General features: G+C 71.0%; 26 protein-coding genes and 1 tRNA gene. 16 read left to right on the top strand and 11 right to left on the bottom strand.

Features of this window, described 5'->3' with window-relative positions:
* Window positions 1-97: 97 nt before the first annotated feature.
* On the bottom strand, window positions 98-2,845 hold the full coding sequence (aceE, locus tag ACFXG1_RS24840) for a pyruvate dehydrogenase (acetyl-transferring), homodimeric type (RefSeq protein WP_384720051.1): 2,748 nt from the start codon (window positions 2,843-2,845) through the stop codon (window positions 98-100).
* A gap of 526 nt (window positions 2,846-3,371) precedes the next feature.
* Here aceE and ACFXG1_RS24845 point away from each other — a divergent pair.
* The 6 genes from ACFXG1_RS24845 to ACFXG1_RS24870 all read left to right on the top strand — a co-directional run bounded on the left by ACFXG1_RS24845 (window position 3,372) and on the right by ACFXG1_RS24870 (window position 8,170).
* On the top strand, window positions 3,372-3,794 hold the full coding sequence (locus tag ACFXG1_RS24845; RefSeq protein WP_384720049.1) for a DUF3052 domain-containing protein: 423 nt from the start codon (window positions 3,372-3,374) through the stop codon (window positions 3,792-3,794).
* Window positions 3,795-4,106: 312 nt separating this feature from the next.
* Window positions 4,107-4,565: a peroxiredoxin gene (locus tag ACFXG1_RS24850; RefSeq protein WP_384715644.1), complete on the top strand. Its 459-nt coding sequence runs from the start codon at window positions 4,107-4,109 to the stop codon at window positions 4,563-4,565.
* 137 nt (window positions 4,566-4,702) lie between these two features.
* Window positions 4,703-5,278: a TerD family protein gene (locus tag ACFXG1_RS24855; protein WP_384715647.1), complete on the top strand. Its 576-nt coding sequence runs from the start codon at window positions 4,703-4,705 to the stop codon at window positions 5,276-5,278.
* 162 nt (window positions 5,279-5,440) lie between these two features.
* Window positions 5,441-6,016, top strand: coding sequence for a TerD family protein (locus tag ACFXG1_RS24860; protein ID WP_384715650.1), 576 nt, complete (start codon window positions 5,441-5,443; stop codon window positions 6,014-6,016).
* 109 nt (window positions 6,017-6,125) lie between these two features.
* Entirely contained in the window at window positions 6,126-7,256 is a 1,131-nt protein-coding gene (locus tag ACFXG1_RS24865) for a DUF475 domain-containing protein (protein WP_384715653.1), read from the top strand.
* A 176-nt stretch (window positions 7,257-7,432) separates the two neighbouring features.
* Entirely contained in the window at window positions 7,433-8,170 is a 738-nt protein-coding gene (locus tag ACFXG1_RS24870; RefSeq protein WP_384715656.1) for a Tellurium resistance, read from the top strand.
* A 62-nt stretch (window positions 8,171-8,232) separates the two neighbouring features.
* Here the strand turns inward: ACFXG1_RS24870 and ACFXG1_RS24875 are convergent, their stop codons facing one another.
* Window positions 8,233-9,063 (bottom strand): TerD family protein, encoded by an 831-nt coding sequence (locus ACFXG1_RS24875; RefSeq protein ID WP_384715659.1) that lies wholly within the window; start codon window positions 9,061-9,063, stop codon window positions 8,233-8,235.
* 212 nt (window positions 9,064-9,275) lie between these two features.
* Here ACFXG1_RS24875 and ACFXG1_RS24880 point away from each other — a divergent pair, with 212 nt between their 5' ends.
* The 3 genes from ACFXG1_RS24880 (at window position 9,276) to ACFXG1_RS24890 (ending at window position 13,950) form a co-directional block, all read left to right on the top strand.
* Window positions 9,276-10,451, top strand: a complete 1,176-nt coding sequence (locus ACFXG1_RS24880) for an HpcH/HpaI aldolase/citrate lyase family protein (RefSeq protein WP_384715662.1) — start codon at window positions 9,276-9,278, stop codon at window positions 10,449-10,451.
* Window positions 10,452-10,570: 119 nt separating this feature from the next.
* Complete coding sequence (locus ACFXG1_RS24885; RefSeq protein ID WP_384744604.1) at window positions 10,571-13,138, top strand: phosphoribosyltransferase; 2,568 nt, start codon at window positions 10,571-10,573, stop codon at window positions 13,136-13,138.
* Entirely contained in the window at window positions 13,135-13,950 is an 816-nt protein-coding gene (locus tag ACFXG1_RS24890; RefSeq protein ID WP_384722542.1) for an HAD family hydrolase, read from the top strand. Before ACFXG1_RS24885 ends, ACFXG1_RS24890 begins: the two co-directional genes overlap by 4 nt.
* An 89-nt stretch (window positions 13,951-14,039) precedes the next feature.
* On the opposite strand, the gene ACFXG1_RS24895 is transcribed toward ACFXG1_RS24890, so the two are convergent.
* Window positions 14,040-14,687, bottom strand: a complete 648-nt coding sequence (locus ACFXG1_RS24895; protein ID WP_384723384.1) for a DedA family protein — start codon at window positions 14,685-14,687, stop codon at window positions 14,040-14,042.
* Window positions 14,688-15,060: 373 nt separating this feature from the next.
* Between ACFXG1_RS24895 and ACFXG1_RS24900 the strand changes: the two genes are divergently transcribed.
* On the top strand, window positions 15,061-16,146 hold the full coding sequence (locus tag ACFXG1_RS24900) for a sensor histidine kinase (protein WP_384744594.1): 1,086 nt from the start codon (window positions 15,061-15,063) through the stop codon (window positions 16,144-16,146).
* Window positions 16,137-16,781, top strand: a complete 645-nt coding sequence (locus ACFXG1_RS24905; RefSeq protein ID WP_384713521.1) for a response regulator — start codon at window positions 16,137-16,139, stop codon at window positions 16,779-16,781. The genes ACFXG1_RS24900 and ACFXG1_RS24905 overlap by 10 nt, the downstream gene beginning before the upstream one ends.
* A 15-nt stretch (window positions 16,782-16,796) precedes the next feature.
* Here the strand turns inward: ACFXG1_RS24905 and ACFXG1_RS24910 are convergent, their stop codons facing one another.
* From ACFXG1_RS24910 to ACFXG1_RS24925, 4 genes are all read right to left on the bottom strand, one after another.
* Window positions 16,797-17,015 carry a zinc ribbon domain-containing protein gene (locus ACFXG1_RS24910; protein ID WP_384713518.1) on the bottom strand — a complete coding sequence of 73 codons (219 nt, stop codon included), beginning with the start codon at window positions 17,013-17,015 and terminating at the stop codon, window positions 16,797-16,799.
* 30 nt (window positions 17,016-17,045) lie between these two features.
* Window positions 17,046-17,648 (bottom strand): DUF4383 domain-containing protein, encoded by a 603-nt coding sequence (locus ACFXG1_RS24915; RefSeq protein ID WP_384713515.1) that lies wholly within the window; start codon window positions 17,646-17,648, stop codon window positions 17,046-17,048.
* Between the two features lie 103 nt (window positions 17,649-17,751).
* Window positions 17,752-19,116, bottom strand: a complete 1,365-nt coding sequence (locus tag ACFXG1_RS24920) for a hypothetical protein (RefSeq protein ID WP_384713512.1) — start codon at window positions 19,114-19,116, stop codon at window positions 17,752-17,754.
* A 75-nt stretch (window positions 19,117-19,191) separates the two neighbouring features.
* On the bottom strand, window positions 19,192-19,956 hold the full coding sequence (locus tag ACFXG1_RS24925) for a DUF4097 domain-containing protein (RefSeq protein ID WP_384713509.1): 765 nt from the start codon (window positions 19,954-19,956) through the stop codon (window positions 19,192-19,194).
* A 167-nt stretch (window positions 19,957-20,123) separates the two neighbouring features.
* Here ACFXG1_RS24925 and ACFXG1_RS24930 point away from each other — a divergent pair.
* Window positions 20,124-20,195: transfer RNA gene (locus ACFXG1_RS24930), tRNA-Val, on the top strand.
* A gap of 157 nt (window positions 20,196-20,352) precedes the next feature.
* On the opposite strand, the gene ACFXG1_RS24935 is transcribed toward ACFXG1_RS24930, so the two are convergent.
* Window positions 20,353-20,730, bottom strand: coding sequence for a hypothetical protein (locus tag ACFXG1_RS24935; protein ID WP_384713506.1), 378 nt, complete (start codon window positions 20,728-20,730; stop codon window positions 20,353-20,355).
* A gap of 6 nt (window positions 20,731-20,736) precedes the next feature.
* Complete coding sequence (locus ACFXG1_RS24940; RefSeq protein ID WP_384713503.1) at window positions 20,737-21,210, bottom strand: DUF6232 family protein; 474 nt, start codon at window positions 21,208-21,210, stop codon at window positions 20,737-20,739.
* A gap of 774 nt (window positions 21,211-21,984) precedes the next feature.
* Here ACFXG1_RS24940 and ACFXG1_RS24945 point away from each other — a divergent pair.
* On the top strand, window positions 21,985-22,416 hold the full coding sequence (locus ACFXG1_RS24945; protein WP_384713500.1) for a protein phosphatase: 432 nt from the start codon (window positions 21,985-21,987) through the stop codon (window positions 22,414-22,416).
* A gap of 53 nt (window positions 22,417-22,469) precedes the next feature.
* A complete protein-coding gene (locus tag ACFXG1_RS24950) occupies window positions 22,470-22,685 on the top strand; it encodes a DUF2277 domain-containing protein (protein ID WP_384713498.1) in 216 nt (71 codons plus the stop codon).
* Here the strand turns inward: ACFXG1_RS24950 and ACFXG1_RS24955 are convergent.
* Both ACFXG1_RS24955 and ACFXG1_RS24960 read right to left on the bottom strand, forming a co-directional pair.
* Window positions 22,669-23,316 (bottom strand): DedA family protein, encoded by a 648-nt coding sequence (locus tag ACFXG1_RS24955; protein WP_384713495.1) that lies wholly within the window; start codon window positions 23,314-23,316, stop codon window positions 22,669-22,671. The genes ACFXG1_RS24950 and ACFXG1_RS24955 overlap by 17 nt on opposite strands.
* Before the next feature lie 421 nt (window positions 23,317-23,737).
* Window positions 23,738-24,202, bottom strand: coding sequence for a DoxX family protein (locus ACFXG1_RS24960; protein ID WP_384744599.1), 465 nt, complete (start codon window positions 24,200-24,202; stop codon window positions 23,738-23,740).
* 275 nt (window positions 24,203-24,477) lie between these two features.
* Here ACFXG1_RS24960 and ACFXG1_RS24965 point away from each other — a divergent pair, with 275 nt between their 5' ends.
* Complete coding sequence (locus tag ACFXG1_RS24965) at window positions 24,478-25,239, top strand: ABC transporter permease (RefSeq protein ID WP_384713489.1); 762 nt, start codon at window positions 24,478-24,480, stop codon at window positions 25,237-25,239.
* A 288-nt stretch (window positions 25,240-25,527) separates the two neighbouring features.
* Window positions 25,528-26,112: a TMEM165/GDT1 family protein gene (locus tag ACFXG1_RS24970; RefSeq protein ID WP_384744601.1), complete on the top strand. Its 585-nt coding sequence runs from the start codon at window positions 25,528-25,530 to the stop codon at window positions 26,110-26,112.
* The last annotated feature ends 37 nt before the right edge of the window (window positions 26,113-26,149 follow it).

Raw genomic sequence — 26,149 nt, forward strand, 5'->3', positions numbered from 1 at the left:
ACAACGCCCGGCGGCAGGACGGACCCCGCCCCCCGGGGCCCCGCCACAAGACGAGGCCCAGGGGCGCGAGGCCCTTCACCAGTGCCCGAGCCGGAGGCTACGCGTCGCCGCCGGCCGGTCCCGGGTCCGCCGCCGCGACGTCGAGGAGCTGGTAGCGGTCGACGGCCTGCTTCAGGACCGAGCGGTCGACCTTGCCGTCCGCCGCCAGCTCCGTCAGGACCGCCAGCACGATCGAGGGCGCGTCGATATGGAACCAGCGCCGCGCCGCGCCCCTGGTGTCGGCGAAGCCGAAGCCGTCCGCGCCCAGGGACGTGTACCGGCCGGGGATCCAGCGGGAGATCTGGTCCGGTACCGACCGCATCCAGTCGGAGACCGCCACGAACGGCCCTTCCGCGCCGCCGAGCTTCCGGGTGACGTAGGGGACGCGCTGCTCCTCCTCCGGATACAGCAGGTTGTGCCGTTCCGCGTCGACCGCCTCGCGCCGCAGCTCGTTCCAGGACGTCGCGGACCAGACGTCGGCCCGTACGTCCCAGTCCTCGGCGAGCATCCGCTGCGCCTCGATCGCCCACGGCACCGCGACCCCGGACGCCAGGATCTGGGCCGGGATCCGGCCCGCGTCGCCCGCCCGGTAGCGATGGACGCCCTTGAGGATGCCCTCGACATCGACGTCGTCGGGCTCGGCCGGGTGCCGGATGGGCTCGTTGTAGACGGTCAGGTAGTAGAAGACGTCCTCGCCGTTCGGGTGCTCGGCGTCCCCGCCGTACATCCGGCGCAGCCCGTCCTCGACGATATGGGCGATCTCGAAGCCGAACGCCGGGTCGTAGGCGACACAGCCCGGGTTCGTCGAGGCCAGCAGCTGGGAGTGGCCGTCGGCGTGCTGGAGCCCCTCACCGGTCAGGGTCGTCCGCCCGGCGGTGGCGCCCAGGACGAAACCGCGCGAGAGCTGGTCGGCCATCTGCCAGAACTGGTCACCGGTCCGCTGGAAGCCGAACATCGAGTAGAAGACGTAGACCGGGATCAGCGGCTCGCCGTGGGTCGCGTAGGACGAGCCCGCCGCGATCAGGGACGCCGTACAGCCGGCCTCCGAGATCCCGTCGTGCAGCATCTGCCCGGTCGGTGACTCCTTGTACGCGAGCAGCAGCTCGCGGTCGACGGACTCGTACTGCTGCCCCAGCGGGTTGTAGATCTTGGCGCTCGGGAAGAACGAGTCCATTCCGAAGGTGCGGTACTCGTCCGGGGCGATCAGCACGAAGCGCCGGCCGATCTCCTTGTCCCGCATCAGGTCCTTCAGCAGCCGGACGAAGGCCATGGTGGTGGCGATCGACTGCTGGCCCGAGCCCTTCTTCACCGAGGCGTACGTCTTGGCGTCCGGCAGCGCCAGCGGCTTCGACCGCACCACCCGGCTCGGTACATAGCCGCCCAGCGCCCGGCGCCGGTCGTGCATGTACTGGATCTCCTCGGATCCGGGACCCGGGTGGTAGTACGGCGGCAGCCCGTCCTCCAGCGCGGAGTCCGCGACCGGGATGTGCAGCCGGTCCCGGAACCCCTTGAGGTCGTCGACGGTCAGCTTCTTCATCTGGTGGGTGGCGTTACGGCCCTCGAAGTTGGGGCCGAGGGTCCAGCCCTTCACCGTCTGGGCGAGCACCACCGTCGGCTGGCCCTTGTGCTCCTTCGCCGCCTTGAACGCCGCGTACACCTTGCGGTGGTCGTGGCCGCCCCGCCCGAGGTGGAGGATCTGCTCGTCGGTCATGTTCTCGACCATCGCGCGCAGCCGCTGGTCGCCGCCGAAGAAGTGCTCCCGGATGTAGTCGCCGGTCTCGGTGGCATAGGTCTGGAACTGGCCGTCCGGGGTGGTGTTCAACTTGTTCACCAGCAGCCCGGAGCGGTCCTGGGCCAGCAGCGGGTCCCAGGAACGGTCCCAGATCAGTTTGATGACGTTCCAGCCCGCCCCGCGGAACTGGGACTCCAGCTCCTGGATGATCTTGCCATTGCCCCGGACGGGGCCGTCGAGGCGCTGGAGGTTGCAGTTCACCACGAAGGTGAGGTTGTCCAGACCCTCGCGGGCGGCGATGGAGAGCTGGCCCAGCGACTCGGGCTCGTCCATCTCGCCGTCGCCGAGGAACGCCCAGACATGGGAGCGCGAGGTGTCCGCGATGCCCCGGGCGTGGAGATAGCGGTTCATCCTGGCCTGGTAGATCGCGCTGATGGGGCCGAGGCCCATCGACACGGTCGGAAACTCCCAGAAATCGGGCATCAGCCGGGGGTGCGGATAGCTGGAGAGGCCGTTCGGGGCCTTGGACTTCTCCTGCCGGAAGGCGTCGAGCTGGGCCTCCGAGAGCCGGTCCAGCAGAAACGCCCGGGCGTAGATGCCCGGCGACGCGTGGCCCTGGAAGAAGATCTGGTCCCCGCCGTCGCCGCCGTCCTTGCCCCGGAAAAAGTGGTTGAAGCCCACGTCGTAGAGGGAGGCGGAGGAGGCGAAGGTGGCGATGTGGCCGCCCACGCCGATCCCGGGGCGCTGGGCGCGGGAGACCATCACGGCCGCGTTCCAGCGGGTGGCGTTGAGGACCTTCCGCTCGACCTCCTCGTTTCCGGGGAAGAACGGTTCGTCCTTGGTGGCGATCGTGTTCACATAGTCCGTGCTGCGCATCTCCGGCACGGCCACACGGCGCTCACGGGCCCGCTCGATGAGCCGCAGCATCAGATAGCGGGCCCGTTCCCGGCCCCGCTCGTCCACGGCCGCGTCGAGTGAGTCCAGCCACTCCTTCGTCTCCTCGGGATCGAAGTCGGGGACCTGGCTGGGAAGGCCGCCAATGATGATCGGGTTGCGATCTGATCCGGAAGCCACGCTGTTCCTTCGCTGCTCGGAGGGTCGACGGACCGGAGTTCCCGCGGGGACCCCTGTCCACCCCCGGGGCCCCGGGATTCCGGGCGGTGCCGACGGTGCCGGGAGGCGTCTCGCGGCCGCCCCGGGCGCGCCGCACCGCCTCCCATCGTGTACCTCGGGGCGGGAAACGTCATCTCTACCCCGAGGTAACCGGCTTTTATACAGCTCGATTCGCAAGGTTGTACAAATACGAACCATACGCCCGTGGTGAACGGACGTCCCGTTCGGGTGGCCGGGACCGAGGTCGTCGGGAACGGGGCGGGAATGCGTCGTATGCTGCAAAGGCGGCCGAATGCTCCGGAGCACGGCGCGGCCCCCCGGCCGTATGTGTCGGGAGTTGCGTCGAGACGGGCGCAAACGTCACCGTTTCGGCGGTCCGGGCGGCCGGGTACTTGCGCGATCCGTCCCGCCCGTGTGGACTACGGCCAACACGCCGCGCGCCCGCGCGCGGCCGCAGCATCTACCGAACATGATCAGGAGGCAAGCCGTGAGCGCGACCGCGGACCACGCGGAGGAGCGGACCAACCCGGCCATCAGGCTGGGGTTCGAGCCCGGACAGGTGGTCCAGGAGATCGGCTTCGAAGACGATGCCGACCAGGATCTCCGCGAAGGCATCGAGTCCGTAATCGGTCAGGAACTGGTGGACGAGGACTACGACGACGTCGCCGACGTCGTCCTCCTCTGGTTCCGTGACGAGGACGGCGACCTGACGGATGTCCTGGTGGACGCCATCGGCCTGCTGGACGAGGGCGGCCGGATCTGGCTGCTCACTCCCAAGACCGGCCGGGACGGCTATGTGGAGCCCAGCGACATCAATGACGCCGCCCAGACGGCAGGGCTGTCGCAGACCAAGAGCATCAGCGTCGCGAAGGACTGGGTCGGCACCAAGCTGATCGCCCCCAAGCGCTGACCGGCGCGCTCCGCGCGCCGCTTCGCCGCCCTGCCCGGGCGGCACCCCCCGGCCCCCCCGCGGCGATGCCGCGGGGGGTCCGCCCGTTCCGGCCCGGAGAGCCGCCGGGAGGCCCGCCGGGGGAGTCGCCGGGAGAGCCGCCGGGAGAGCCGCCCGGAGAGCCGTCGGGAGGCCCGCCGGGGGAGTCGCCGGGGGGTCCCGGTCCGCGCCCCGGGGGTCCGCTTAGGGTGGGAGGGTCGCCGGGCGGCGGATCCGCCCGCCCGGTCGGCACCCGAACGACCGAACGGGACCGGCGGAAGGAACCCACACGTCATGGCCATCGAGGTCGGCACCAAGGCCCCCGATTTCACCCTCAAGGACAACCACGGCCGGACCGTGCGGCTCGCCGACTACCGGGGCGAGAAGAACGTGGTCGTCCTCTTCTACCCGTTCGCCTTCACCGGGGTGTGCACGGGTGAGCTGTGCGCCCTCCGGGACGAGCTGCCCCGGTTCGTCAACGACACCACCCAGCTGCTGGCCGTCTCCAACGACTCCATCCACACCCTGCGCGTCTTCGCCGAGCAGGAGGGCCTGGAGTATCCGCTGCTCTCCGACTTCTGGCCGCACGGCGAGGTCTCCCGGGCCTACGGCGTCTTCGACGAGGAGAAGGGCTGCGCCGTACGCGGCACCTTCGTCATCGACACCGAGGGGATCGTCCGCTGGAGCGTCGTGAACGCCCTGCCGGACGCCCGCGACCTGAACGAGTACGCCAAGGCGCTGGCAAGCCTCTGACGAACGGCGGGAGGACCGGACGGCCGCCCGGCCGAAAGTCTGTTTCCCCCGGGACGCGGTCACTAGGATCGCCTCGTTGATCCGACACATGAAACGTATGACGGGGGCGCTGCCCCTGAACACCAATGGAGGGACTCGTGGGAGTCAGCCTCAGCAAGGGCGGCAACGTCTCGCTGACCAAGGCCGCGCCCGGACTGACCGCCGTGACGGTCGGCCTTGGCTGGGACGTTCGTACGACCACCGGTACGGACTTCGACCTGGACGCCAGCGCCCTGCTGACGAATGCCCAGGGCAAGGTCGCCGGGGACGGGAACTTCGTCTTCTTCAACAACCTCAAGAGCCCCGACGGCTCCGTGGAGCACACCGGTGACAACATCACCGGTGAGGGCGAGGGCGACGACGAGCAGATCAAGGTCAATCTGGTGGGCGTGCCCGCCGATGTCGACAAGATCGTGTTCCCGGTCTCGATCTACGACGCCGAGACCCGCCAGCAGTCCTTCGGCCAGGTGCGCAACGCGTTCATCCGCGTCGTCAACCAGGCCGACAACAACGAGCTGGCGCGTTACGACCTGACCGAGGACGCCTCGACGGAGACCGCCATGGTCTTCGGCGAGCTGTACCGCAACGGCGCGGAGTGGAAGTTCCGCGCCATCGGCCAGGGCTACGCCTCCGGGCTGCGCGGTATCGCCCAGGACTTCGGCGTCAACGTCTGAGACCCGGTTCCCGGGCGGAACACTCCGAACAGAGCGACAACCGTCCGGCGCCGCACCCTTCCGTGCGGCGCCGGACGTGCCTCACGCGGCCCGGCGGTCCCTGGGGCATCCGACGACGACACAGGTCATTGCGACACAGGTCATTGCGGGGAGGACCAGATCATGGGCGTCACACTCGCCAAGGGAGGCAATGTCTCCCTCTCCAAGGCCGCGCCGAATCTCACCCGGGTGCTCATCGGCCTCGGCTGGGACGTGCGCTCCACCACCGGAGCCGACTTCGACCTCGACGCCAGTGCGCTGATGTGCGGGAACGGCCGCGTACTGGGCGACGAGTACTTCGTCTTCTACAACAATCTCAAGAGCCCCGAGGGTTCCGTCGAGCACACCGGTGACAACCTCACGGGTGAGGGCGACGGCGACGACGAGTCGCTGATCGTGGATCTCACCCTGGTCCCGGCCGTCGTGGACAAGATCGTCTTCCCGGTCTCCATCCATGACGCCGAGAACCGCGGTCAGACGTTCGGCCAGGTCAGCAATGCTTTCATCCGAGTGATCAATCAGGCCGACGGCCAGGAACTCGCCCGCTACGACCTCAGTGAGGACGCCTCCACCGAAACCGCGATGATCTTCGGCGAGCTCTACCGCTACGGCGGTGAGTGGAAGTTCCGTGCAGTGGGCCAGGGATATGCGTCTGGCCTGCGGGGGATCGCCCTAGACTTCGGGGTCAATGTCTCGTAAAGCCGCACACGGGGCGGGGGTTGACCCCCGCCCCGGTTGTGCGGGGTGAACCCTCCCACGGACTGCCCGGGGGACTTCGGGGAACCCCACCTAACAGGATTGGGTAGCAGTGGTTCTGAAAACCTTCGGCTGGTCGTTCGCGGTCACCGCGCTCGGCCTGGTCGCGGCGGTGTTCTACGGCGGCTGGACCGCTTTCGGGCTCGTCGCGATCCTCTGTGTGCTGGAGATCTCGGTCTCCTTCGACAACGCGGTGGTCAACGCCGGGATCCTGAAGAAGATGAATGCCTTCTGGCAGAAGATCTTCCTCACCATCGGCATCCTTATCGCCGTCTTCGGTATGCGGCTCGTCTTCCCCGTCGTCATCGTCGCCGTATCGGCGAGTCTCGGTCCCATCGAGGCGGTCGAACTGGCCTTCAACGACAAGGAGAAGTACGAACAGCTGGTCACGGACGCCCATCCGGCCATCGCCGCCTTCGGCGGCATGTTCCTGCTGATGATCTTCCTGGACTTCATCTTCGAGGACCGGGAGTTCAAGTGGGCCGGCTGGCTGGAGCGCCCGCTGTCCAAGCTGGGCAAGGTCGACATGCTGTCGGCCTGCATCGCCCTGATCCTGCTGCTGCTCAGCGCGCTCTACCTCGCGCCTGATGCCCACACCCACAGCGGCCCCCAGGACAAGACCGAGACCGTGCTGCTGGCCGGTATCGGCGGTCTGATCACCTATCTCGTCGTCGGCGGTCTCTCCGGCTACTTCGAGAAGAAGCTGGAGGAGTCGGAGGAGCGGCAGCACGAGGTCGAGGAGGCCGCCCGCAAGAGCGGCAAGAAGGTCACCGCCCTCCAGGTCGGCGGCAAGGCCGCCTTCTTCATGTTCCTCTACCTGGAGGTCCTCGACGCCTCGTTCTCCTTCGACGGGGTCATCGGCGCGTTCGCCATCACCAACGACATCGTTCTGATGGCCATAGGGCTCGGGGTCGGCGCGATGTACGTCCGGTCGCTCACGGTCTACCTGGTCCGCGAGGGCACCCTCGACGACTACGTCTACCTGGAGCACGGCGCGCACTACGCCATCGGCGCCCTCGCCGGCATCCTGCTGATCACCATCCGGTACGAGATCAACGCGTTCATCACCGGATTCATCGGTGTGATCCTGATCGGCTGGTCCTTCTGGTCCTCGATCAAGCGCAACAGGGCCGTCGCCCTCGAGGACGAAAAAGCCCGGCCACACTCCGAAGCCGGGGTGTGACGACCGGCTGATTGAGGAACGCTCTCTGCGGGGCGGTTACGGGGCAGCAGGCTCCGGAGCCGCCCCGCGCGGCGCGCCCACGCGCCGCCGACCACGGGGAGAGCGGGGACGGGGGATCCATCGGACGGCCCGGGGACCACGGTCCACCGGCAGACCACTTTGGGGGTGGGCGACGCATGGCCTTCTGGGACGGTCTCCTGCGGGGCAGGACGAACCAGTTCGACGTGAGCACGGCGGCGGCGAACACCATCTCACTGACGAAACGGCGGCCGACGGTCTCCCTGATGGAACAGGGCGCCGCCAGCGGACATCTGCGGGTCAATCTCTCCTGGCGGATGCGCACATCGGACATCGAGGGCCGGTCCCGGCAGAGCGGCCAGCTCCTGCGGCGCCCCCTCCAGCTCTTCAAGCCCGAGGTGGTCCAGGCCCATACCCAGGGCATGGTCAACGTCGACCTCGACCTCGGCTGCCTCTACGAGCTGGCCGACGGCTCCAAGGGCGTCGTACAGCCCCTCGGCGGCTTCCTCGGATCCACCCACGAGCCGCCCTATGTGAAGGGCAGCGGCGACGACCGCTTCGGCTCCGGCTCCGGGGAGACGATCTACGTCAATCTGGACCATCACGAAGAAATAAAGCGCCTGCTGTTCTTCGTCTACATCTACGACCAGACCCCGGCCTTCGACCGTACGCACGCCGTGGTCACGCTCTATCCCAGCAGCGGCCCCCGGGTCGAAGTCGAACTGGACGAACGGGCTCCACAGGCCCGCTCCTGCGCGGTGTTCAGCATGGACAACACCAAGGGGCAGCTGATCGTCCGCCGTGAGGTGAAGTTCGTCTACGGCTTCCAGGCAGAGCTCGACCGCCTGTACGGATGGGGCCTCCAATGGGGCCGCGGTTACAAGACCAAGCTCTAGCGGCCCCGACCCCGGCCCCGGCCCCGACCCCTGAGCCGTACCGGCACCACCCGGCGGCCGGCTCAGGAACGGACGAACTGCGGACCCATCGGCGGCATCCGGAATTCCCGGCCGGGGGCGGGAGCGCCGGACGGCTGCGGCAGGGGATAGCCGTCGGCACCCGGTCCCGGCCCGGCGTGGGCGGGAACGGCGGCGGGCGGATGAGCCGGGGGCGGCGGTACCCGTGCGCCGGTCGCCACGGGCGCGGGCGGAGCCGCGGACGGCGGTACGGAAGCGGTGGCGGCGGACGCGGAGGTGGCGGCGGCGCTCGGGTCGGTCCCCTCGGCCCCGGCCTCCGGCTGGGCCTCGTCCACGGAGATCCCGAACGCCGTCGCCAGCCCCACCAGACCGGTCGGATAGCCCTGCGCCACCGCCCGGAACTTCCAGGCGTCCCCGCGCCGGTACAGCTCGCCGCAGATGATCGCGTTCTCCTCGCCCGTCTCGGGCCGCACGTCGAAGACGGCGAGCGGCTCGCCGTCCGCGGCCCCCGCGTCGTACAGCGCGATCCGCAGATCGGTCACCAGCCGGAAGGTGTCGCCGTCCGAGGAGGCGGCGAGCACGATCTGGTCGACGGAGGCGTCCAGCGCCGCGAGGTCCGCCTCCACGGTGTCCGTCAGCTGCTCCCCGACGCGCTTCTTCGACAGCCGCCGCACCAGTCCGGACGGGTGCCGGGGCTGGTTGTAGAAGACGAAGTCCTCGTCGAAGCGGACCCGGGCGTCCGCGCCCAGCAGCAGCGCCGACGCGTCCACGTCGGGGACGCCGGTCCCGGGCGTCCATCGCAGCACCGCCCGTACGGCCGTGGCGTCCAGAGCCACGTTCGAGCCCTTCACCATCGCGTGCGTCATGTCCGCCATCCTGCCCTCCCCGGGGGCGGACGGACAACGCGGACCCACGGCCGGGCGGGCGGCGCCCGGACCGCCGGGCCCGCGCCCCGGTGGCGTACACCGGGATTACGCGTCCGCGTAACCCGGTGTTCATCGGGGCGGGGCGCCCCAGCCATGCTGTCCTACGTACTATTACCGGCCACGTCAGTCGGGCAGGCCGCCATTCGTCTCGGGGGATCCACATGCGTCATTTCGGACAGCTGTCTCCTGCCGTCCGGCAACGTCTGTTCCACCGGGAGCCCATCGAGTTCTCCGCGGGCTCCTCCCCGCGCGTGCTCGCCGCCGCCCTCGGGGCCACCCTCTACAGCCCGGCCACCCGCCCCCGGCTCGCCGACGACGTCCTCAAGCAGGTCGCCCTGGGCGTGGTCTCCATGGTGGTCTGCCTGGAGGACTCCATCGACGACGCCGAGGTCCCGGCCGCCGAGGAGAACCTGGTCCGGCAGTTCGCCGACCTCGACGCCCGGGCCGCGGCCGGGGTCGAGCTACCGCTCCTCTTCATCCGGGTCCGGGACCCCGGACAGATTCCCGACCTGGCGCGACGGTTCGGAGAATCGATTCGCCGGTTGTCCGGTTTCGTACTGCCGAAATTCACCGAGGAACGCGGCATCCCCTTCCTGGAGGCCCTCACCGCCGCCGAGGCGGCCAGCGGCCACCGGCTCTTCGCCATGCCCGTCCTCGAATCCCCGGAGCTGCTCCATCTGGAGACCCGCGGCCGGACCCTGGCCGGAATAGCGGCCACCGTCGACAAGTACCGCGACCGCGTCCTCGCGCTCCGCCTCGGGGTCACCGACTTCTGCTCCGCCTACGGGCTGCGCCGCTCGCCCGACATGACGGCGTACGACGTCCAGATCGTCGCCGCCGTCATCGCGGACGTCGTCAACGTCCTGGGCCGCGCCGACGGCACCGGCTACACCGTCACCGGGCCCGTCTGGGAGTACTTCCGGCTCCAGGAGCGGATGTTCAAGCCCCAGCTGCGCCGCAGCCCCTTCATGGAGGGCCGGGCGGACGAGCTGCGGACCACCCTGATCGAGCACGACCTCGACGGACTGCTCCGCGAGATCGAACTCGACCGGGCCAACGGGCTCACCGGGAAGACCTGTATCCACCCCTCGCACGTCCTGCCCGTCCACGCGCTCTCCGTGGTCAGCCACGAGGAGTTCAGCGACGCCCAGGACATCCTCCGCCCCGAACGGGGCGGCGGCGGGGTGCTGCGTTCCGCGTACACGAACAAGATGAACGAGGTGAAGCCGCACCGCGCCTGGGCCGAACGCACCCTGCTGCGCGCGGCGGCCTTCGGGGTGGCCCGGGAGGACGTCGGCTTCGTGGAGCTGCTCCGGGCCGGGCACGCCGCCTCATGACCGGGGGTACGGCACCGGGCGCCCGCTGGGTATCCGGCCCACCCGACCCACCCGGCACACCGAGCACATCGAGAGACACAGGGACCGCAGTGACGGCAGTGACGGAGGGAACGGACGCGATGGTCTGGTCGGGACGATGGGTCGCCGAGCGGCTCGGCGTCGGTCTGGAGGGGGACGAGCGGCTGCGGTCCCTGCTGGGACTGGCGCTGCGCCGCAACCCGAAACGGGCCCATCTGCTCGTCTCCAATGTGCTCGGCAAGCACGTCCCCCGCTCGCCTGCCGTCGTCTACGGCGCCGGGCACGACCTGGGCGTCCGGGTCCGGGAGCTGATCGGAGACGAGGAGGCGGCCCGCGCGGTCGTCCTCGGATACGCCGAGACCGCGACCGGACTCGGCCACGCGGTCGCCGACGGGGTGGGCCTCGCGCCCTATCTGCACTCCACCCGCCGCCCGGTCCCGGGGGTCGCCACGGCCGGCGGCTTCGAGGAGGCCCACTCCCACCACTCGTCGCACCTCCTGCTGCCCGAGGACCCCGGCCTGCTGGCGGCGCCGGGACCGCTGGTCCTCGTCGACGACGAGTTCTCCACCGGCAATACGATCCTGAACACCATCCGGGCCCTCCACGAGCGCTTCCCCCGCGACCGCTACGTCGTCGTCGCCCTCGTCGACATGCGCTCCCCGGCCGACCGCGACCGGCTGACCGCGTTCGCCGCCGACCTCGGCGCCCGGGTCGACCTGATCGCCCTCGCCTCCGGCACGGTCACTCTCCCGGACGGGGTGCTGGAGAAGGGCCGCGCGCTGGTCGAACACTGGTCGGCCCCCGAGGCGCCCGAGGCGCCCGAGGCCCCCGAGGCCCCCGAGGCCCCCGAGGCCCCCGAAGCCTCCGAAGCCCCGGAGGCCTGCGAAGCCCCCGAGACCCCCCGGGGCACCGCGATCCCCGCGCCCCGGGCGGCCGGAGTCCACCGGGTCGAGCTGCCCTGGCCCGCCGGGCTCCCCGACGGCGGCCGGCACGGCTTCCTCCCCGCCCACCGGGAGACGCTGGAGGGCGCGCTGCCCGCACTCGCCGGAGCCGTCGCCGCCGCCCTGCCCGACGCCGTACGCGACACCCTGCCCGACGGCGTACGCGGCACCGGAAACGGCACCGGACGCGGCGGAACCGTGCTCGTACTCGGCTTCGAGGAGCTGATGTACGCCCCGCTGCGTCTGGCGACCGAGCTGGAGACCATGATCGCGGCCGATGTGCGGTACTCCACCACCACCCGCTCGCCGGTACTCGCCGTCGACGACCCCGGCTACGCGATCCGTACCCGGATCACCTTCCCTGCCCACGACGACCCCGCCGACGGGCCCGGCGACCGCTACGCCTACAACGTGGCCGGCGCCGGATTCGACGCCGTCGTCGCGGTCGTCGACTCGGTCGCCGACACCCCGGCGCTGCACGCCCCCGGCGGACTGCTCGCGGCGCTCGCCCCGCACACCCCGCATATCGTGCTGGCCGTGGTGCCCAGCCACGTACCGCCGCCGCATCCCACCCCCGGAAGGGCCGCCATGCTGTCCGAGCCGCTGCGCGGCCCCGCCTTCTCGTCCTACCCGCCCGAGGACGTCGGCTGGCTGCTGCGCGACCTCTCCGACGTCCCCCTCGAAGCCCCCACCGAGGAGCGGGAGGAGGCGATCCAGAGCGGCGGCGCGCACTACGCCGAGTCGCTGCCGGTCGAGTACCAGCCCAGCGCCGAGTACCAGCGGCTCTTCCAGCGCGCGCTGGACGATTCCGCCGCCCGGGTCGCCCGCGCCGTCGGCGCCGTCACCGAGACCGTGCTCGCCGAACGCTCCCCGCGCCCCGTGCTGGTCTCCCTCGCCCGCGCCGGTACCCCCGTCGGTGTCCTGATGCGCCGCTGGGCCCGGCGGCACGGGCTCGATCTGCCGCACTACGCCGTCTCCATCGTCCGCGGCCGGGGCATCGACGCCAACGCCCTGCGCTGGCTCGCCGACCATCACGACCCGGCCGATGTCGTCTTCGTCGACGGCTGGACCGGCAAGGGCGCCATCACCCGCGAACTGGCCGCCGCGATCGGAGCCTTCGACGGCTTCGACCCCCGGATCGCGGTCCTCGCCGACCCCGGCGGCTGCGTCTCCACCTACGGCACCCGGGAGGACTACCTCATCCCCTCGGCCTGCCTCAACTCCACCGTCTCCGGGCTGATATCGCGTACGGTCCTCCGCGCCGACCTCGTCGGCCCCGACGACTACCACGGCGCCAAGTTCTACCGCGAGCTGGGCGCTTCCGACGTCTCCCGGCACTTCGTGGACACCGTCGCCGCCCGCTTCGACGAGGTCGCCGCGGCCGTCGCCACCGACGTCAAGGAGCTGCTGTCGGCCGACCGCAGCCCCACCTGGGCGGGCTGGGCCGCCGTCGAGCGGATCAGCCGGGAGTACGGCATCGACGACGTCAACCTGGTCAAGCCGGGCGTCGGCGAGACCACCCGGGTCCTGCTGCGCCGCGTCCCGTGGAAGATCCTCGCCCGCGCCGGGGCCGGCTCCGACCTCGACCACGTCCGGCTGCTGGCGGAGCAGCGGGGGGTGCCCGTCGAGGAGGTCGGCGATCTGCCGTACAGCTGTGTCGGACTGATCCACCCCCGCTACACCCGGGGCGCCACCGGCTTCGGCGGTACGGCGGTGACCGCGCCGTGAGTACGAGCCCCCGCGCCGTCCGGCTGGTCGCCAGCGACCTGGACCGTACGCTGATCTACTCCGCCGCCGCCCTCGGACTCACCGGCCCGGACGCCCACGCGCCCCGGCTGCTCTGTCTGGAGGTCTACCAGTCGCAGCCGCTGTCGTACGTCACCGAGACCGCTGCCCGGCTGCTGGCCAGGCTCGCCGCCGAGACCGTGTTCGTGCCCACCACGACCCGCACCCGTGAGCAGTACGGCCGGATCAGGCTGCCCGGGCCGCCGCCCGCGTACGCGGTCTGCGCCAACGGCGGGCACCTCCTGGTCGACGGCGTCTCCGACGACGGCTGGCGGCGGGCGGTCGACGCCCGGCTCGCCGACGAGTGCGCGTCCCTCGCCGAGGTCCGCGCCCATCTGCTGGCCGTCGCCGACCCGGGGTGGCTGCTGAAGGAGCGGATCGCCGAGGACCTCTTCGCCTATCTCGTGGTCGACCGGGCGAAGCTGCCCGACGGCTGGGTCGCCGAGCTGTCCGACTGGGCCGGGCCGCGCGGCTGGTCGGTCTCCCTCCAGGGACGGAAGATCTACGCGGTCCCGCGACCGCTCACCAAGAGCGCGGCGGTACGGGAGGTGGCCCGGCGGACCGGGGCGACGGAGATCCTCGCGGCCGGGGACTCCCTGCTCGACGCGGACCTGCTGCTGGCGGCCGACCGGGCATGGCGGCCGGGACACGGCGAACTGGCGGACACCGGGTGGACCGGGCCGAAGGTCGAGACGCTGACGGAGACCGGGGTCGCGGCCGGGGAGGAGATCCTCCGCAGGTTCCTCGCGCCGTAGCCGGTAGCCGGTAGCCGAAAGGGCCGCTTCCCCCGGCGAATTCCCGGGGAAGCGGCCCTTTCTCGTCTTTTCGTCGGTGCGCGGTGTCGCTACGCCCGGCGGTTGCCCGAACCCGACTTCATCATCCGGACGACGAAGAAGCCGATCACCGCGAGCACGGCGAAGACCAGGACGACCTTGGAGTAGGTGGAGACGTACCCCGTCACGGACTCCCAGTTCTCACCCAGCAGATATCCGGCCATCACGAAGATCGTGTTCCAGATCGCGCTGCCGACCGTCGTCAGCACCAGGAACAGCGGGACGGACATCCGCTCCACCCCGGCCGGTACCGAGATCAACGACCGGAAGATGGGGATCATCCGGCCGAAGAAGACCGCCTTCGGGCCGTGCTTGGCGAACCAGGCCTCCGTCTTCTCGATGTCGGAGACCTTCAGCAGCGGCAGCTTCGAGGCGATCGCGACCGTCCGGTCCCGCCCCAGGGCCGCCCCGACCCCGTACAGCGCCCAGGCGCCGACGACCGAGCCGACCGTCGTCCAGATCAGGGCGGCTATGAGATTCATCTGCCCCGTGCTGGCGGCGAAGCCCGCCAGCGGCAGGATGACCTCGCTCGGCAGCGGCGGGAACAGGTTCTCCAGGGCGATGGCGATGCCCGCGCCCGGGGCGCCGAGAGTGTCCATGAGGCTGTTGATCCAGCCCGGGGCACTGCTCTGCAGCGGCTCGGCGGCGTTCACGATCATGGGGTCCATGCCTTCGAAGGTAATGACCCCGAGCTGAAGGGAGACTGAAGCCTCCCTCACACTGACCTGCGGTTTACCGCAGTGTGCCGATCGGTCGCGACGATTAGCGTGATCGGGCGGAAGCGGGTCACCGTGAGAAGACGGGGACGGGAGGGTGGGCGGAGACGTGGAAGATCATACCGGCTCGGGGGGTGTGGGGGGCGTGAGGGACGGTACCGGGGTCCGGGACGCCCGGGATATCCGGGACATTCGAGATGCCCGTGATATCCGGGATCCCGGGGGTTCCCGAACCGTCCGGCGAGCCCGCGGAACCCCGCTGAGGGCCCTCGCCGTCCGCGGCGGCCGCGGTACGGCCGGCCTCGCGGCCGGAGCGGTGACCGCCGTCGCCGGAGCGCTCGCCGCGCTCGCCGCGGCCCCGGTGCTCGCCGCCGCCCTGGCCCGGCCGCCCGCCCGCCGCACCGTCCCGGCCGCGCTCTCCGGCCTCGCCGTCCGCGCCGCCCGGATCGAGCTGCGCCGGCTGGAACGGTGCTGCGGAGTCCGGCCGCCGGTGGACCTCCCGCCGGACCGGGCGCTGCGATACGTCGCGTGCCGCGTCCCTCTCGGGCTGCTCGGCGGGCTGATCCTGGGGGTGATGGCCGTCGGTCTCTTCTGGCTCTCCGTCGGCCTCCTCGGCTGGTTCGTGATCTCCGTCGACTACCCCGTCGAAGTGGTCGGGACCGGGCTGCTCGGCGCGTTTCTGCTGGTCCTCGGCGCCCAGGGGGTGTACGGCACGATGCTCATGGAGGAGCGGCTGGTCCGGCACGTCTTCGATCCCGAGCCCCACGAGGCCCTGCGGCGGCGGATCGACCAGCTCGCCACCAGCCGCTCCGACGTCGTCGACGCCGTCGACGACGAGCGCCGCCGGATCGAACGCGATCTCCACGACGGGGTGCAGCAGCGCCTGGTGGCCCTCGGGATGCTGCTGGGCCGCGCCCGCCGCAGTACCGACCCCGAGCGGGCCGGACGGCTGCTCCTCTCGGCGCTGGAGGAGAACCGGCGGGCCCTGGCCGAGCTGCGGGAGGTGGCCTGGAGGGTCCATCCCGCCGTCCTGGACGAGGCCGGGCTCGGCGCGGCGCTGGAGAGCGTGGCCGAACGCACCCCGCTCCCCGTCGGCCTCGGCTACGACGACGGGGGCGCGCCGCCCGGACGGCGCGCGGCCACGGTGGCGTACTTCGTCGTCTCCGAGTCCGTCACCAATGTCGTCAAGCACGCCGGGGCCACCAGGATCGGCGTCCGCGTCCACCGGGACGGCGACCGGCTGCGGCTGGCCGTCGAGGACGACGGCCGGGGCGGCGCCGACCCGGCGGGCGGCGGACTGACCGGTCTCGCGCGCCGGGTCGCCGCCCTCGACGGCCGGTTCGGGGTCCACAGCCCGCCGGGCGGACCCACCACGATCACCGCGGAGTTGCCGTGCGCATAGTCGTCGCCGAGGATTCGACCCTGCTGCGGGAGGGGCTCGTCCGGCTCCTCGCCGAGGAGGGCCATGAGGTCGTCGCGGCCGTCGGGGACGGCGAAGCTCTGATCGCCGCGGTCGCGGCCGGACCGCCGGACGTGGTGGTCGCCGATGTCCGGATGCCCCCGACCCACACGGACGAGGGGCTCCGCGCGGCGCTGGAGATCCGCCGCCGCTGGCCCGGGGTGGGGGTGCTGGTGCTGTCGCAGTACGTGGAGCGCCGGTACGCCAATGAACTCCTCAGCGGCGAGTCCCGGGGCGTCGGCTACCTCCTCAAGGACCGGGTCGTCGAGATCGACGAGTTCCTCGACGCGCTGGAGCGGGTGGCACGGGGCCGCGCCGCCTTCGACCCGGAGGTCGTACGGCGGCTGCTGGCCCGCAGCAGCCGTACGGACCCGCTGGCCCGGCTCACCGGCCGGGAACGGGACGTCCTCGCGGAGATGGCGCAGGGGCACGCCAACGGCGCCATCGCCCAGCGGCTGCACGTATCGCAGAGCGCGGTCGAGAAACACATCAACGCGATCTTCGACAAGCTGGAGCTGACCCGGACATCGGGCTACTCGCGACGGGTGATGGCCGTACTGCGCTTCCTGGGGACCTGATCCGGAAGGAAGGACCTAGCCGCAGCAGCCACCGCCGCAGCAGCCGCCCCCGCCCCCTCCGGAGGGCGCGGGCGCCGACCCGGAGGCCGTACCGCCGACGGCGACGGCGGAGAGCAGCTTCACGGTGTCGGGATGGCCCTCGGGGCAGTCGGCGGGCTCGCCGGAGCGGGCCATGGGGCGATCCACCTCGAAGGTGTCGTCGCAGGTGCGGCAGCGGAACTCGTAACGAGGCATGCCCCAAGATTAGGGCCTGTCGCACGGACCCTACGCGCCGCCGCCGGAATCGTGGACGCCGGTGGAGACCGCCGAGCCCCGGGCCCGCGCGGCCCGTTCCTCGGCCTCCGCCTCCCGGGGATGGCGGGCCTTCCAGTACGGGTTGTCGTGCGGCAGCGTCGAGCTGACCCGCCCGTACATCCCGAAGAACATCAGCAGCAGTCCGACGACAAAGCTGAACAGCACATTCTGGATCTTGAACGCGAAGGGGTTGAAGCTGCTGTCCAGCAGCGCCAGATTGATGAAGCCGCTGGCGATGAAGAGGACCCCGAGCACCATGTTCAGCGTCGAGGCGAAGTTGCCGCCCCTGACCATCCCGAAGAGGAGCAGCGCTCCCACGCAGATGGACAGGACGCTCAGCGCGCCGTTGGTGTTGAGGCCGGCGACGGTGGCGCCCGCGGTATTGAAGAAGCCGATCTTGTCGATCAGCCCCAGGATGCCGAAGACGAGCAGGAAAGCCCCCATCACGCCCGCGCCGATCCGGTAGACGAGACTGAGCCGGTGGTCGACGGGCAGATGCTCGTCCAGCACCGTCCGCGGACGGTTCTGTCGCTGCCGGGAGGGGTGCTTACGGGGCAGTGCGTGTGCGGCCATGAGTGGCCTCCTCGGGTACGAGACGTACTCGTACCTCCCAGCATCCGCCCGTCGCGCCGTCCCTACAAACGCACACCCGCGCGCCGGTGCGGCGCGGGCCCGGTCACTGCTGGGCGCGGTCCTCGCGGATCCGCTCGACGACCCGGGCGGCCGCCCGCCGTACGGCCTCGGTCTCGGTCAGGAAGTGCCAGTAGTCCGGGTGCCGGCCGTCCAGGGACGCCACGGCGCGGTCGAGCCGGGCGACGGCGTCGTCCAGTGGCCGGGCGTGCCGGGGGTCGGGCCGGTCGCGTCCGGCCATGGCGAGGCGCTGGGCGTCGCGCAGGGCGAACCGGGTCCGGTCGATCTCCGGCCGCCGGTCGGCGGCGACGGCGTCCAGCCTGGTCAGCCGGTCCCGGGCGGCGGAGACCGCCTCGTCGGTGGTGTTCAGCAGGGCACGGACGGTGCCCAGGAGGGCCGTGACATCGGCCCAGCGCTGTTCGTCACGGGCCGTGGCGGCCTCGGCGAGCCGCCGCTCCGCGAGAGCGACATCGGTGGCGGCCTGGTCGGGCACGGCCTGAAGGTCCTGCCAGCAGGCGGCGGTGTAGCGGCGGCGCAACTCGCTCAGAACCGGCTGGACGCCCGCGGCCCGGGTGGTCAGGGCCTGGGCGCGGGTCCGCAGGGACACCAGCCGCTTGTCGATGTCGGCGGCGAGGCCGGGCAGCCGCTCGGCCTCGGCGCGTACCGCCTCGGCCTCCCGCAGGACCTGGTCGGCGCGGTGCAGTGTCTCGGTCACCCCGTGCCGGCCCGCGCCCTGGTTGAGCTTGGTCAGCTCGGGGGCGAGCCGGGCCAGCCGGGCGGCGAGGTCGTCCGCGCGCATCCCCGAACCCCGTACGGCGTCCAGCGCGTTGCTGGCGGCGAGGAGGGCGGCGCGGGCCCGCTCCACGGCGGGCACCAGCCGGGCCAGCCGGCTCTCGGCCTTGTCGAGCAGCGGCCCGAGCCCCTCCCCGAACCGGTCAAGCTCCCCCTTGACCGAGACCAGCTCGTCCCGGGCCCCGTTCAGCTCGGTACGGGCCCGGGCGGCGACGGAGCTGTCGAGATCGTCCCGGTCGAGATCATGGGTGTCGACGGCGGTGATATAGCGCCCGCTGACCTCGTCGATCCGCCGTCCGATGGCGGCGAACCCCGCGACGGCCTCCCGGGTCCGCGGCGAGTCGTCGGCCGCGGTGATCGTCTCGATGGAGATCCGCAGATCGCGCTGGGCGCTGTCCAGCTCGTAGAAAGCGGCGGCCGCGGCGTCCTTCGCGGCCTGTGCCTCGGCCCGCTGGCTCTCGCCGCGCCCGCCGAACCAGCGCCGCGTCCCGCCGCCCGCGAAGGCCGCCGGTGCGACGGCGGCGAGCAGCGGAACGGGCAGGGACATCAGCCGGAACACATCCACGGCGGCGCGCACCGCCGCTGCCGCCGCCCGCAACCGCGTGTGTGTCGCCGTCACATCCCTCTCCCGTGCCGCGTCGCCGTGTCCCGGACCATTGTCCCATCCGGTACGGACACACACACGGGCCGTTTGTCACCCGGCGATGCGGACGGTCACATTCCCGTTCTCGTTGATCGCCCGGACCACCCGCGGACTGGTGCCGTCCTCGGGGACGTCGACCTTGCTCGATCCGTTGTCGCTCCGTGCCGTGACGTCGTACGGCGCCTGCCCGGCGGGCAGCTCGACCACGACGCTCCCGTTGTCGCTGCTGGCCTCCAGCTGATCGGCGGCCTTCTTCATCCGGACCTTGAGATCGCCGTTGTCGGTCTCGGCCCGCACCTTCCGGGCGGAGATCCCCTCGGCCCGCACATTGCCGTTGTCGGAGGCGAGCCGCAGTTCACCGGTGGTGTTCCGGACGACCACATCGCCGTTGTCGGTGGAGAGGTCCAGCTTCTCGGTGAAGTCGGACGCGGTGACCTTCCCGTTGTCGCTCTTCACCGTCACCGCGATCCCCCGGGGCACCTCGACCGTGTGCCTCGCCTCGCAGTTCCCGACCGCGCCGCAGCCCGTCCGCAGGGTCAGCCGCCCGCTCTCCATCCGCCACACCGGACTGGGCCCGTCCCCGAACAGCTCCCACCCGTCCACCTGCCGGGTGACCTTCACCTCGGTGACATCGGCGGGTACGAGCGTCACATCGGAGTCGTCGACGTCCACGGTGAGCACCTTCCCTGTCAGCGCGAAGGCCCTGCTCTCCGGCTCCGCGTCCCCGGCGTCCGCGCTCCCGCACCCAGCGAGCCCGGCCACCGCCGCACCCCCGACCCCGATCGCGACGATCCCCCGGACGGTTCGGCGGTTCATAACGTGTCCCTTCCCCCTGCCGGCTCCCCTGACGTCCTCCAAACTAGGTCGCCCCGCCCCACCTCTCGATCCGGCGGCCCACCCCATCCTTGGTGGGGCTTTCCCCCCTACCCGGAACGGGTTTGCGACCGTCCCGGGTCGGCCATGTACGCTGGTGCCTCATCCACGGGTGCGTAGCTCAGGGGTAGAGCGCTGCTCTTACAAAGCAGATGTCGGCGGTTCGAAACCGTCCGCGCCCACCGGTAGGAGTACGGCGAAAGCCCGGGTCGGCGACAACTCGTCACGGACCCGGGCTTTCGCCGTATCCGCTCTCACGGCGGCGTACGAGGAGCGGGGCGTCGTGCCGCGAGCCCGCCGCGAGCCCGCCGCGAGGCCGCGACGAGCCCGCGACGAGGCTCAGCGGAAGAGGCCGGAGATCTGCTCGCCCAGCGATGTCAGCTCCGTGACGCCGGGGAGCGCCGCGAGGATGCCCAGCCAGAGGGCCTTCAGAACGGCCTTTTTCGGGGGCTCGGCCGCGAGTTCGGCGGAGAGCGCGTTGAAGTTCTCGGCCGCTTCCTCGTTCTGCGAGTCGGCGACGATCTCCCCGATACGCAGCAGGGCTTGCGACACATCCGGTCCGTGATCGGACTGCACGCGATTGAACGCGTTGCTCAGCACGCTCTTGTTGATGACCGTCGCGCCCGCTCCGATGTGTTTGAAAACATCGCCCATGATCTTGTCCCCCATTACCTTGTCGCCGCCGACGATGTCACCCACGTGATGGTATTCCGTCATGTTCGGTCAGTCCTTCGTCCTCTTGTCTCCCATTACCTTGTCGCCGCGGATGACATCTCCCACGTGCTTGAAGTTGGTTACCGTCTGCTGGAAGGTGATGGCGGGGTCGTTGATGGCCGCCATGATCATTCCGGCGATATCGGCAATCACTTTCGGATCGTCGTTCACCAGGGCGGCGTGCGGATCACCTGCCGTTTCGATGACCAGGCAGTAGTAGGGCCTTCTGCGGGTGATCTGGAGTACTCGGTATCCGGTGAGCACCGTCGCGGCGACGGCCAGCAGGCCGACCACCACTCCTGCCTGGGCGGACCCGGCATCGGCTATCGCGGCACCCACCCAGAGCACGATCGCCAGGGCGAAGGCCTTGACGGCCGACCAGATCATGGTGCGCAGTCGGGCGATCCACTCCACCGTGCTCACCCGCGCCACGCTCTGCAGCGGATAGAAGGACGATCCGATCGTCAGGATCTGTTTGCTCACAGAGACAATGACGACGGAGCTCTTCCTCTTCATTTCTCCCCCGATGGCGTTCGGTGCTGCATACTTGAAGTCGTTCCTTTGAGCCCCGCCGCGGAAGCGGGTTCGAGGGGGTGACGTGATGGTGCCGAATGAGGCTGTCGGGCCGGCCGGGCAGGGCTCTGATGGGCAAGTGAATCTTAGGTCAGCACCTCTACTTATGCGGATGGCCGTCGGCTTGATCACGAAGGGGAAGGAGGGGGCTGTTGGCCGAATCGATACCTGCCGGCCCCGTCATGGCTCATGGGTGATATCCGCGATCAGTACTGACGGGTGCGCCGCATCGAAAGGCCGACGACCTCATTCCACCTGCGGAGAAGCGAGATGGTCGACCATGGGCGACATATTTGGATTGCGTCGTCTTCGGTAGTGACGGCGGCCGTCCGGGGGGACTCGACCGGGCGGATGTCGTCGGCGCGGTCGGCCCGTGAGCGCAGACGGACCGCTTCGTGTGCCGCCCGGTGGCCGCCACCGAAGTACGAGGCGATTTCCGAATCCATCCGCATCCCCGCGCCGGGTCGCTACGGCGGAGTGCGTAGCCCACCCGTGAGGCGGGCCCGGACCGATCAGGAGACCCGGGCAGCACCGGCAGGCCGTCCAGCAGGCGCTCAAGGGGTGGGTGCGGGGGACCGCGGTCGGGGACGCGGCGGGGTGAGGTGATAGCCCCGGATACCGGTGATTCCCGGGTCGGCGGCGCGCGGCGGGCATAGCGTCGGGTCGGAAAGGGAGGGTGGGTCCATGGGGATGTGGGACGTCGGGGCTCCGGGAGTGCTGGAGCTGCCGTCCGGGCGGCTGGTACGGGGCCGGGGGCTGCGCAGGCCGCTGCCGGAGGGGCCGGAGCCCGAGGTGGGGGTCTATCTGCTGGGTGAGCCGCCGCCCGCCGTGGCATGGGAGAGCGGGTGGATCCGCTGGCCCGATTTCCGGCTGCCGGCCGACCGGGAGCGGGCCGCGGGCCTGCTGCGGCGGACGCTGGAGCGGTGCGGCGGGGAGCGGGTCGAGTTGGCGTGCGCCGGCGGGCGGGGACGTACCGGTACCGCGCTGGCCTGCCTGGCCGTTCTCGACGGGGTGCCCGCGGCGGAGGCCGTCGCCTATGTGCGGGCGCGCTACGACCGGCGGGCCGTCGAGACGCCCTGGCAGAAGCGGTACGTCAGGCGGTTCGGGGCGGGCTGACGCGCGGGCTCCGGTCCGAGGGCGTTGTCGGTGGGCGGAGGCACACTGGAGGCATGTGCCGCAGTATCAAGACTCTCCGCCCGCCCGTCCTGCCCGAAGAGGCCACCGAGGAGGACATCCGTGCCGCCGCGCTCCAGTACGTACGGAAGGTGTCCGGTTTCCGGGCGCCCGCCGCGCACAACCAGGAAGTCTTCGACCGGGCCGTGGACGAGATAGCCGAGGCGACGGCCCGGCTGCTCGACGGGCTGGTGGTCAGGGGGCGGGCGTAGCCGGGGCCGCGGCCCTCGGGGGCGCCGGGCGGCGGCGCATCACATAGGCCGCCAGGGCGCCCGCCCCGAACAGGGCGAAGACCGAGACCGCGGCGCCCACCCAGCTGGCGCCCAGCCACTGGCCGCCGAAGTAGCCCAGGCCGACGCTGTAGCCGGCCCAGATCACCCCGGCCAGGGCCGACCAGGGGAGGAACTCCCGGACCCGGCGGCGGGCGGCGCCCGCGCCGAGGGAGACCACGGAACGGCCGGCCGGGGCGAAGCGGGCGATCACCACCAGGGCGCCGCCACCGCGGGCGAGCGTCGATCCCAGTCTGTCCTGGGCCTTGGTGAGTCTGCGGGACCGGGCGATGGCCCGGTCGAAGCGGTCGCCGCCGCGCCGGGCGAGCCGGTAGGCGAAGAGGTCGCCCAGGACGGACGCGGTCGCCGCGCAGAGGATGAGGATCAGCAGGGACGGCACCTCGCGGGGCACCTGGCCCGTGACGGTGGTCGAACCCGCGGCGGCGGCGGTCGCCGCCGTGATCACCAGAACTCCGCTCGGCAGAACCGGCAGAAAGACGTCGAGCAGCACGGAGAGCGCCACGACGGCATAGATCCAAGGGCTGCCGACCAGCGGCCCCAGACTCTCCAGCACTGTGTACTCTCCCCGTTGCCCCGTGTGATGACAGTGCTGTGTCGGTCTGGTTCGGTCGTGTTCGGTAGACGATGGCACTGACAGCTGTACAGCGTACGCGCGGTGTCCACCGGAAGTGGGTCCGGGGTGGCGGATGTTGTGATCATCACCCTGCCCGCCGATGGGCCCGCGCTTCCGTCCGCGCCCGGGAAGCCCCCGTACGGTCCGGACCCGTCGACGGTACTCGTCCCCGCCGACCACGGGTAACGCCCGAACCCTCCAAAGAGGGGCCGGGCGCTCCGTTGTGTATCGACACATACCTGTTGGGTGATGCATCGGTTGTCGCCGGACGCCCGATGGGGCGGGCAGCTCGGCGGCGGGCCGTGTGGGGCGGTGGCGTTGGTCGCGTTGGCGGCGGTGGTGCCTGCTTGGTCGGGGTTCCTCAGCGCGTCGCCGACGCCTGGGCGCGGGGCCGCGGCGCGTCGGCCGTCGCCGGGCGCCCCCGGCCGAACAGGGAGTCCAGCGCCGCCGCGCCGGGTCCCGTGAAGACCAGCAGCAGGAAGGCCCAGCAGAACATCGCCGACGCCTCGCCCGAGTTCTCCATCGGGAAGAGGCCGTCGGGCTGGTGCACCTTGAAGTACGCGTACGCCATCGACCCCGAGGAGACGAACGCCGCCGAGCGGGTGCCCAGGCCCAGCATCACCAGGGCGCCGCCGACCAGCTGGATCACCGCCGCGTACCAGCCGGGCCAGGTGCCGGCCTCGGCCGTGGCGCCGTCGGGCACGCCCAGCAGACCGAAGAGCGACGCGGCGCCGTGGCAGGCGAACAGCAGGCCGACCACGATCCGGAAGGCGCCGATGGCGTACGGCTGATATCGCGTGAGGGCCTGAGTAAGCGTTGCGGGCATGGGGGACTCCTGGGGTGTGGGGGGAGCGCGGGACCGGCCTCGGCCCCGAGCGGTCGTCCCGGACAGGACGCTTTCAAGTTAGGTACCCCTCAGATGTGCTTGCAAGTTCAAGTAAAGATTCCGGGGTGATTTTCATGCGACTCTCATCGAGCGTCCCGGCTTTCTCGTCGAGCGTCCCGGCTCCGGCGCTCCGGCGCCATAGCGGGCGCCGTATCCGCCCCGCGTGACGCATGCGCCGATGCCGGCCGCGCCGGGGCCGCGCGTAGGGTTGGCGCGTGCTGCTGAAGGTCGATGTCACTTTCGGTGCGGTGCTGGCCGTACTGCTCGCCACGGCGGCGACGGTGGCCGCCGTCGCGCATCTCGGACGGTCCCGGGAGATCGTCGTCGCGGGCGTCAGGGCAGCGGCCCAGCTCGCCGCGGTCTCCCTGGTCATCGGCTGGGTGGTGCACGCGCTGCCGCTGCTGTTCGGCTTCGTCCTGCTGATGTACTCGGTCGCCGTCCGTACCGCCGGACGGCGGATCACCCGCAACGCGACCTGGTGGTGGGCCGCCCTGCCGATCGCGGCGGGGGTCTTCCCGGTCCTCGCGGTGCTCCTCCTGACCGGGCTCGTACCGGTGAAGGGCATCGCGCTGGTCCCGGTCGCCGGGATCCTCATCGGTGGCGCCCTCACCGCGACCGTCCTGGCCGGGCGGCGGGCCCTCGACGAGCTGCGGCTGCGGCACGGGGAGATGGAGGCGGGACTGGCGCTCGGTCTCCCGGCGCGGGACGCCCGGCTCGAAGTGGCCAGGACCTCGGCGTCGGACGCCCTGCTGCCGGGGCTCGACCAGACCCGTACGGTCGGTCTGGTCACCCTGCCCGGGGCCTTCGTCGGGATGCTGCTGGGCGGGGCGTCCCCGCTGCTCGCCGGGGCCGTACAGCTCTTCGTCCTGGTCGCGCTGATGGCGGTGCAGGTGGTCGCCGTCGCGGTGGTGCTGGAGCTGGTGGCGCGCGGGCGGCTGCACAGGACCGGGGACGGCGGGCCCGGCGACCGGCCTTGATCCGCCTTGATCGTTTCCGGATGGGCTACCCTGGACGGAGCAGAAGGGGAGTAGCTCTTCGCCGGAACGTCGACATACTGCCGCATCCGGGTCTCAGGACCTGATGGGGCCGGCGCCCGGAGGCCGTGGACAGTTTTCATCCGTTCCGGCCAGCGAGACCTTCGGCCGCAGTGTCCTGTTGACGCTGCCGTGCCGAAGCGACCCCTTTTCCGGGTAAACGGATTCGTAAGGATCCCGGACCCGCGGTCTCTCGGTACGGGCAGCCCGACCGATAGAGGAATCCTTTCCGTGATCAGCTTCACCGTCATGGCGATCACCTTCGGCGTCGTCTTCCTGGCCGAACTCCCCGACAAGACAGCCCTGGCCGGGCTGATGCTCGGCACCCGCTATCGCGCCTCGTACGTCTTCGCCGGGGTCGCGGCGGCTTTCGCCGTCCATGTCGCGCTCGCGATCGCCGCGGGCAGCGTGCTCACCCTGCTGCCGCACCGGCTGGTGCAGGGCGTGGTGGGCGCGCTGTTCCTGGGCGGCGCGCTGATCCTGCTGCTGCGCAAGCCGGACGGCGACGACGACGGCATCAAGCAGCCCGAGGACCAGTCCTTCTGGAAGGTGTCGGGGGCCGGGTTCATGCTGATCCTGGTCGCCGAGTTCGGCGATCTGACCCAGATCATGACCGCCAATCTGGCCGCGCGGTACGACAACCCGGTGTCGGTGGGGCTCGGCGCGGTGCTGGCGCTGTGGGCCGTGGCCGGTATCGGGATCCTCGGCGGCAAGACGCTGATGAAGTACGTACCGCTGCGGCTGATCACCAAGGTCGCCGCCACGCTGATGCTGGTCCTGGCCGGGTTCAGCTTCTACGAGGCGGTCACCGGCTGAATCGGGGGCCGGAGACGGGTCGGGCGGCGTACAAGAC

The sequence above is a fragment of the Streptomyces sp. NPDC059248 genome (assembly GCF_042753905.1).
Classification (GTDB): Bacteria; Actinomycetota; Actinomycetes; order Streptomycetales; family Streptomycetaceae; genus Streptomyces.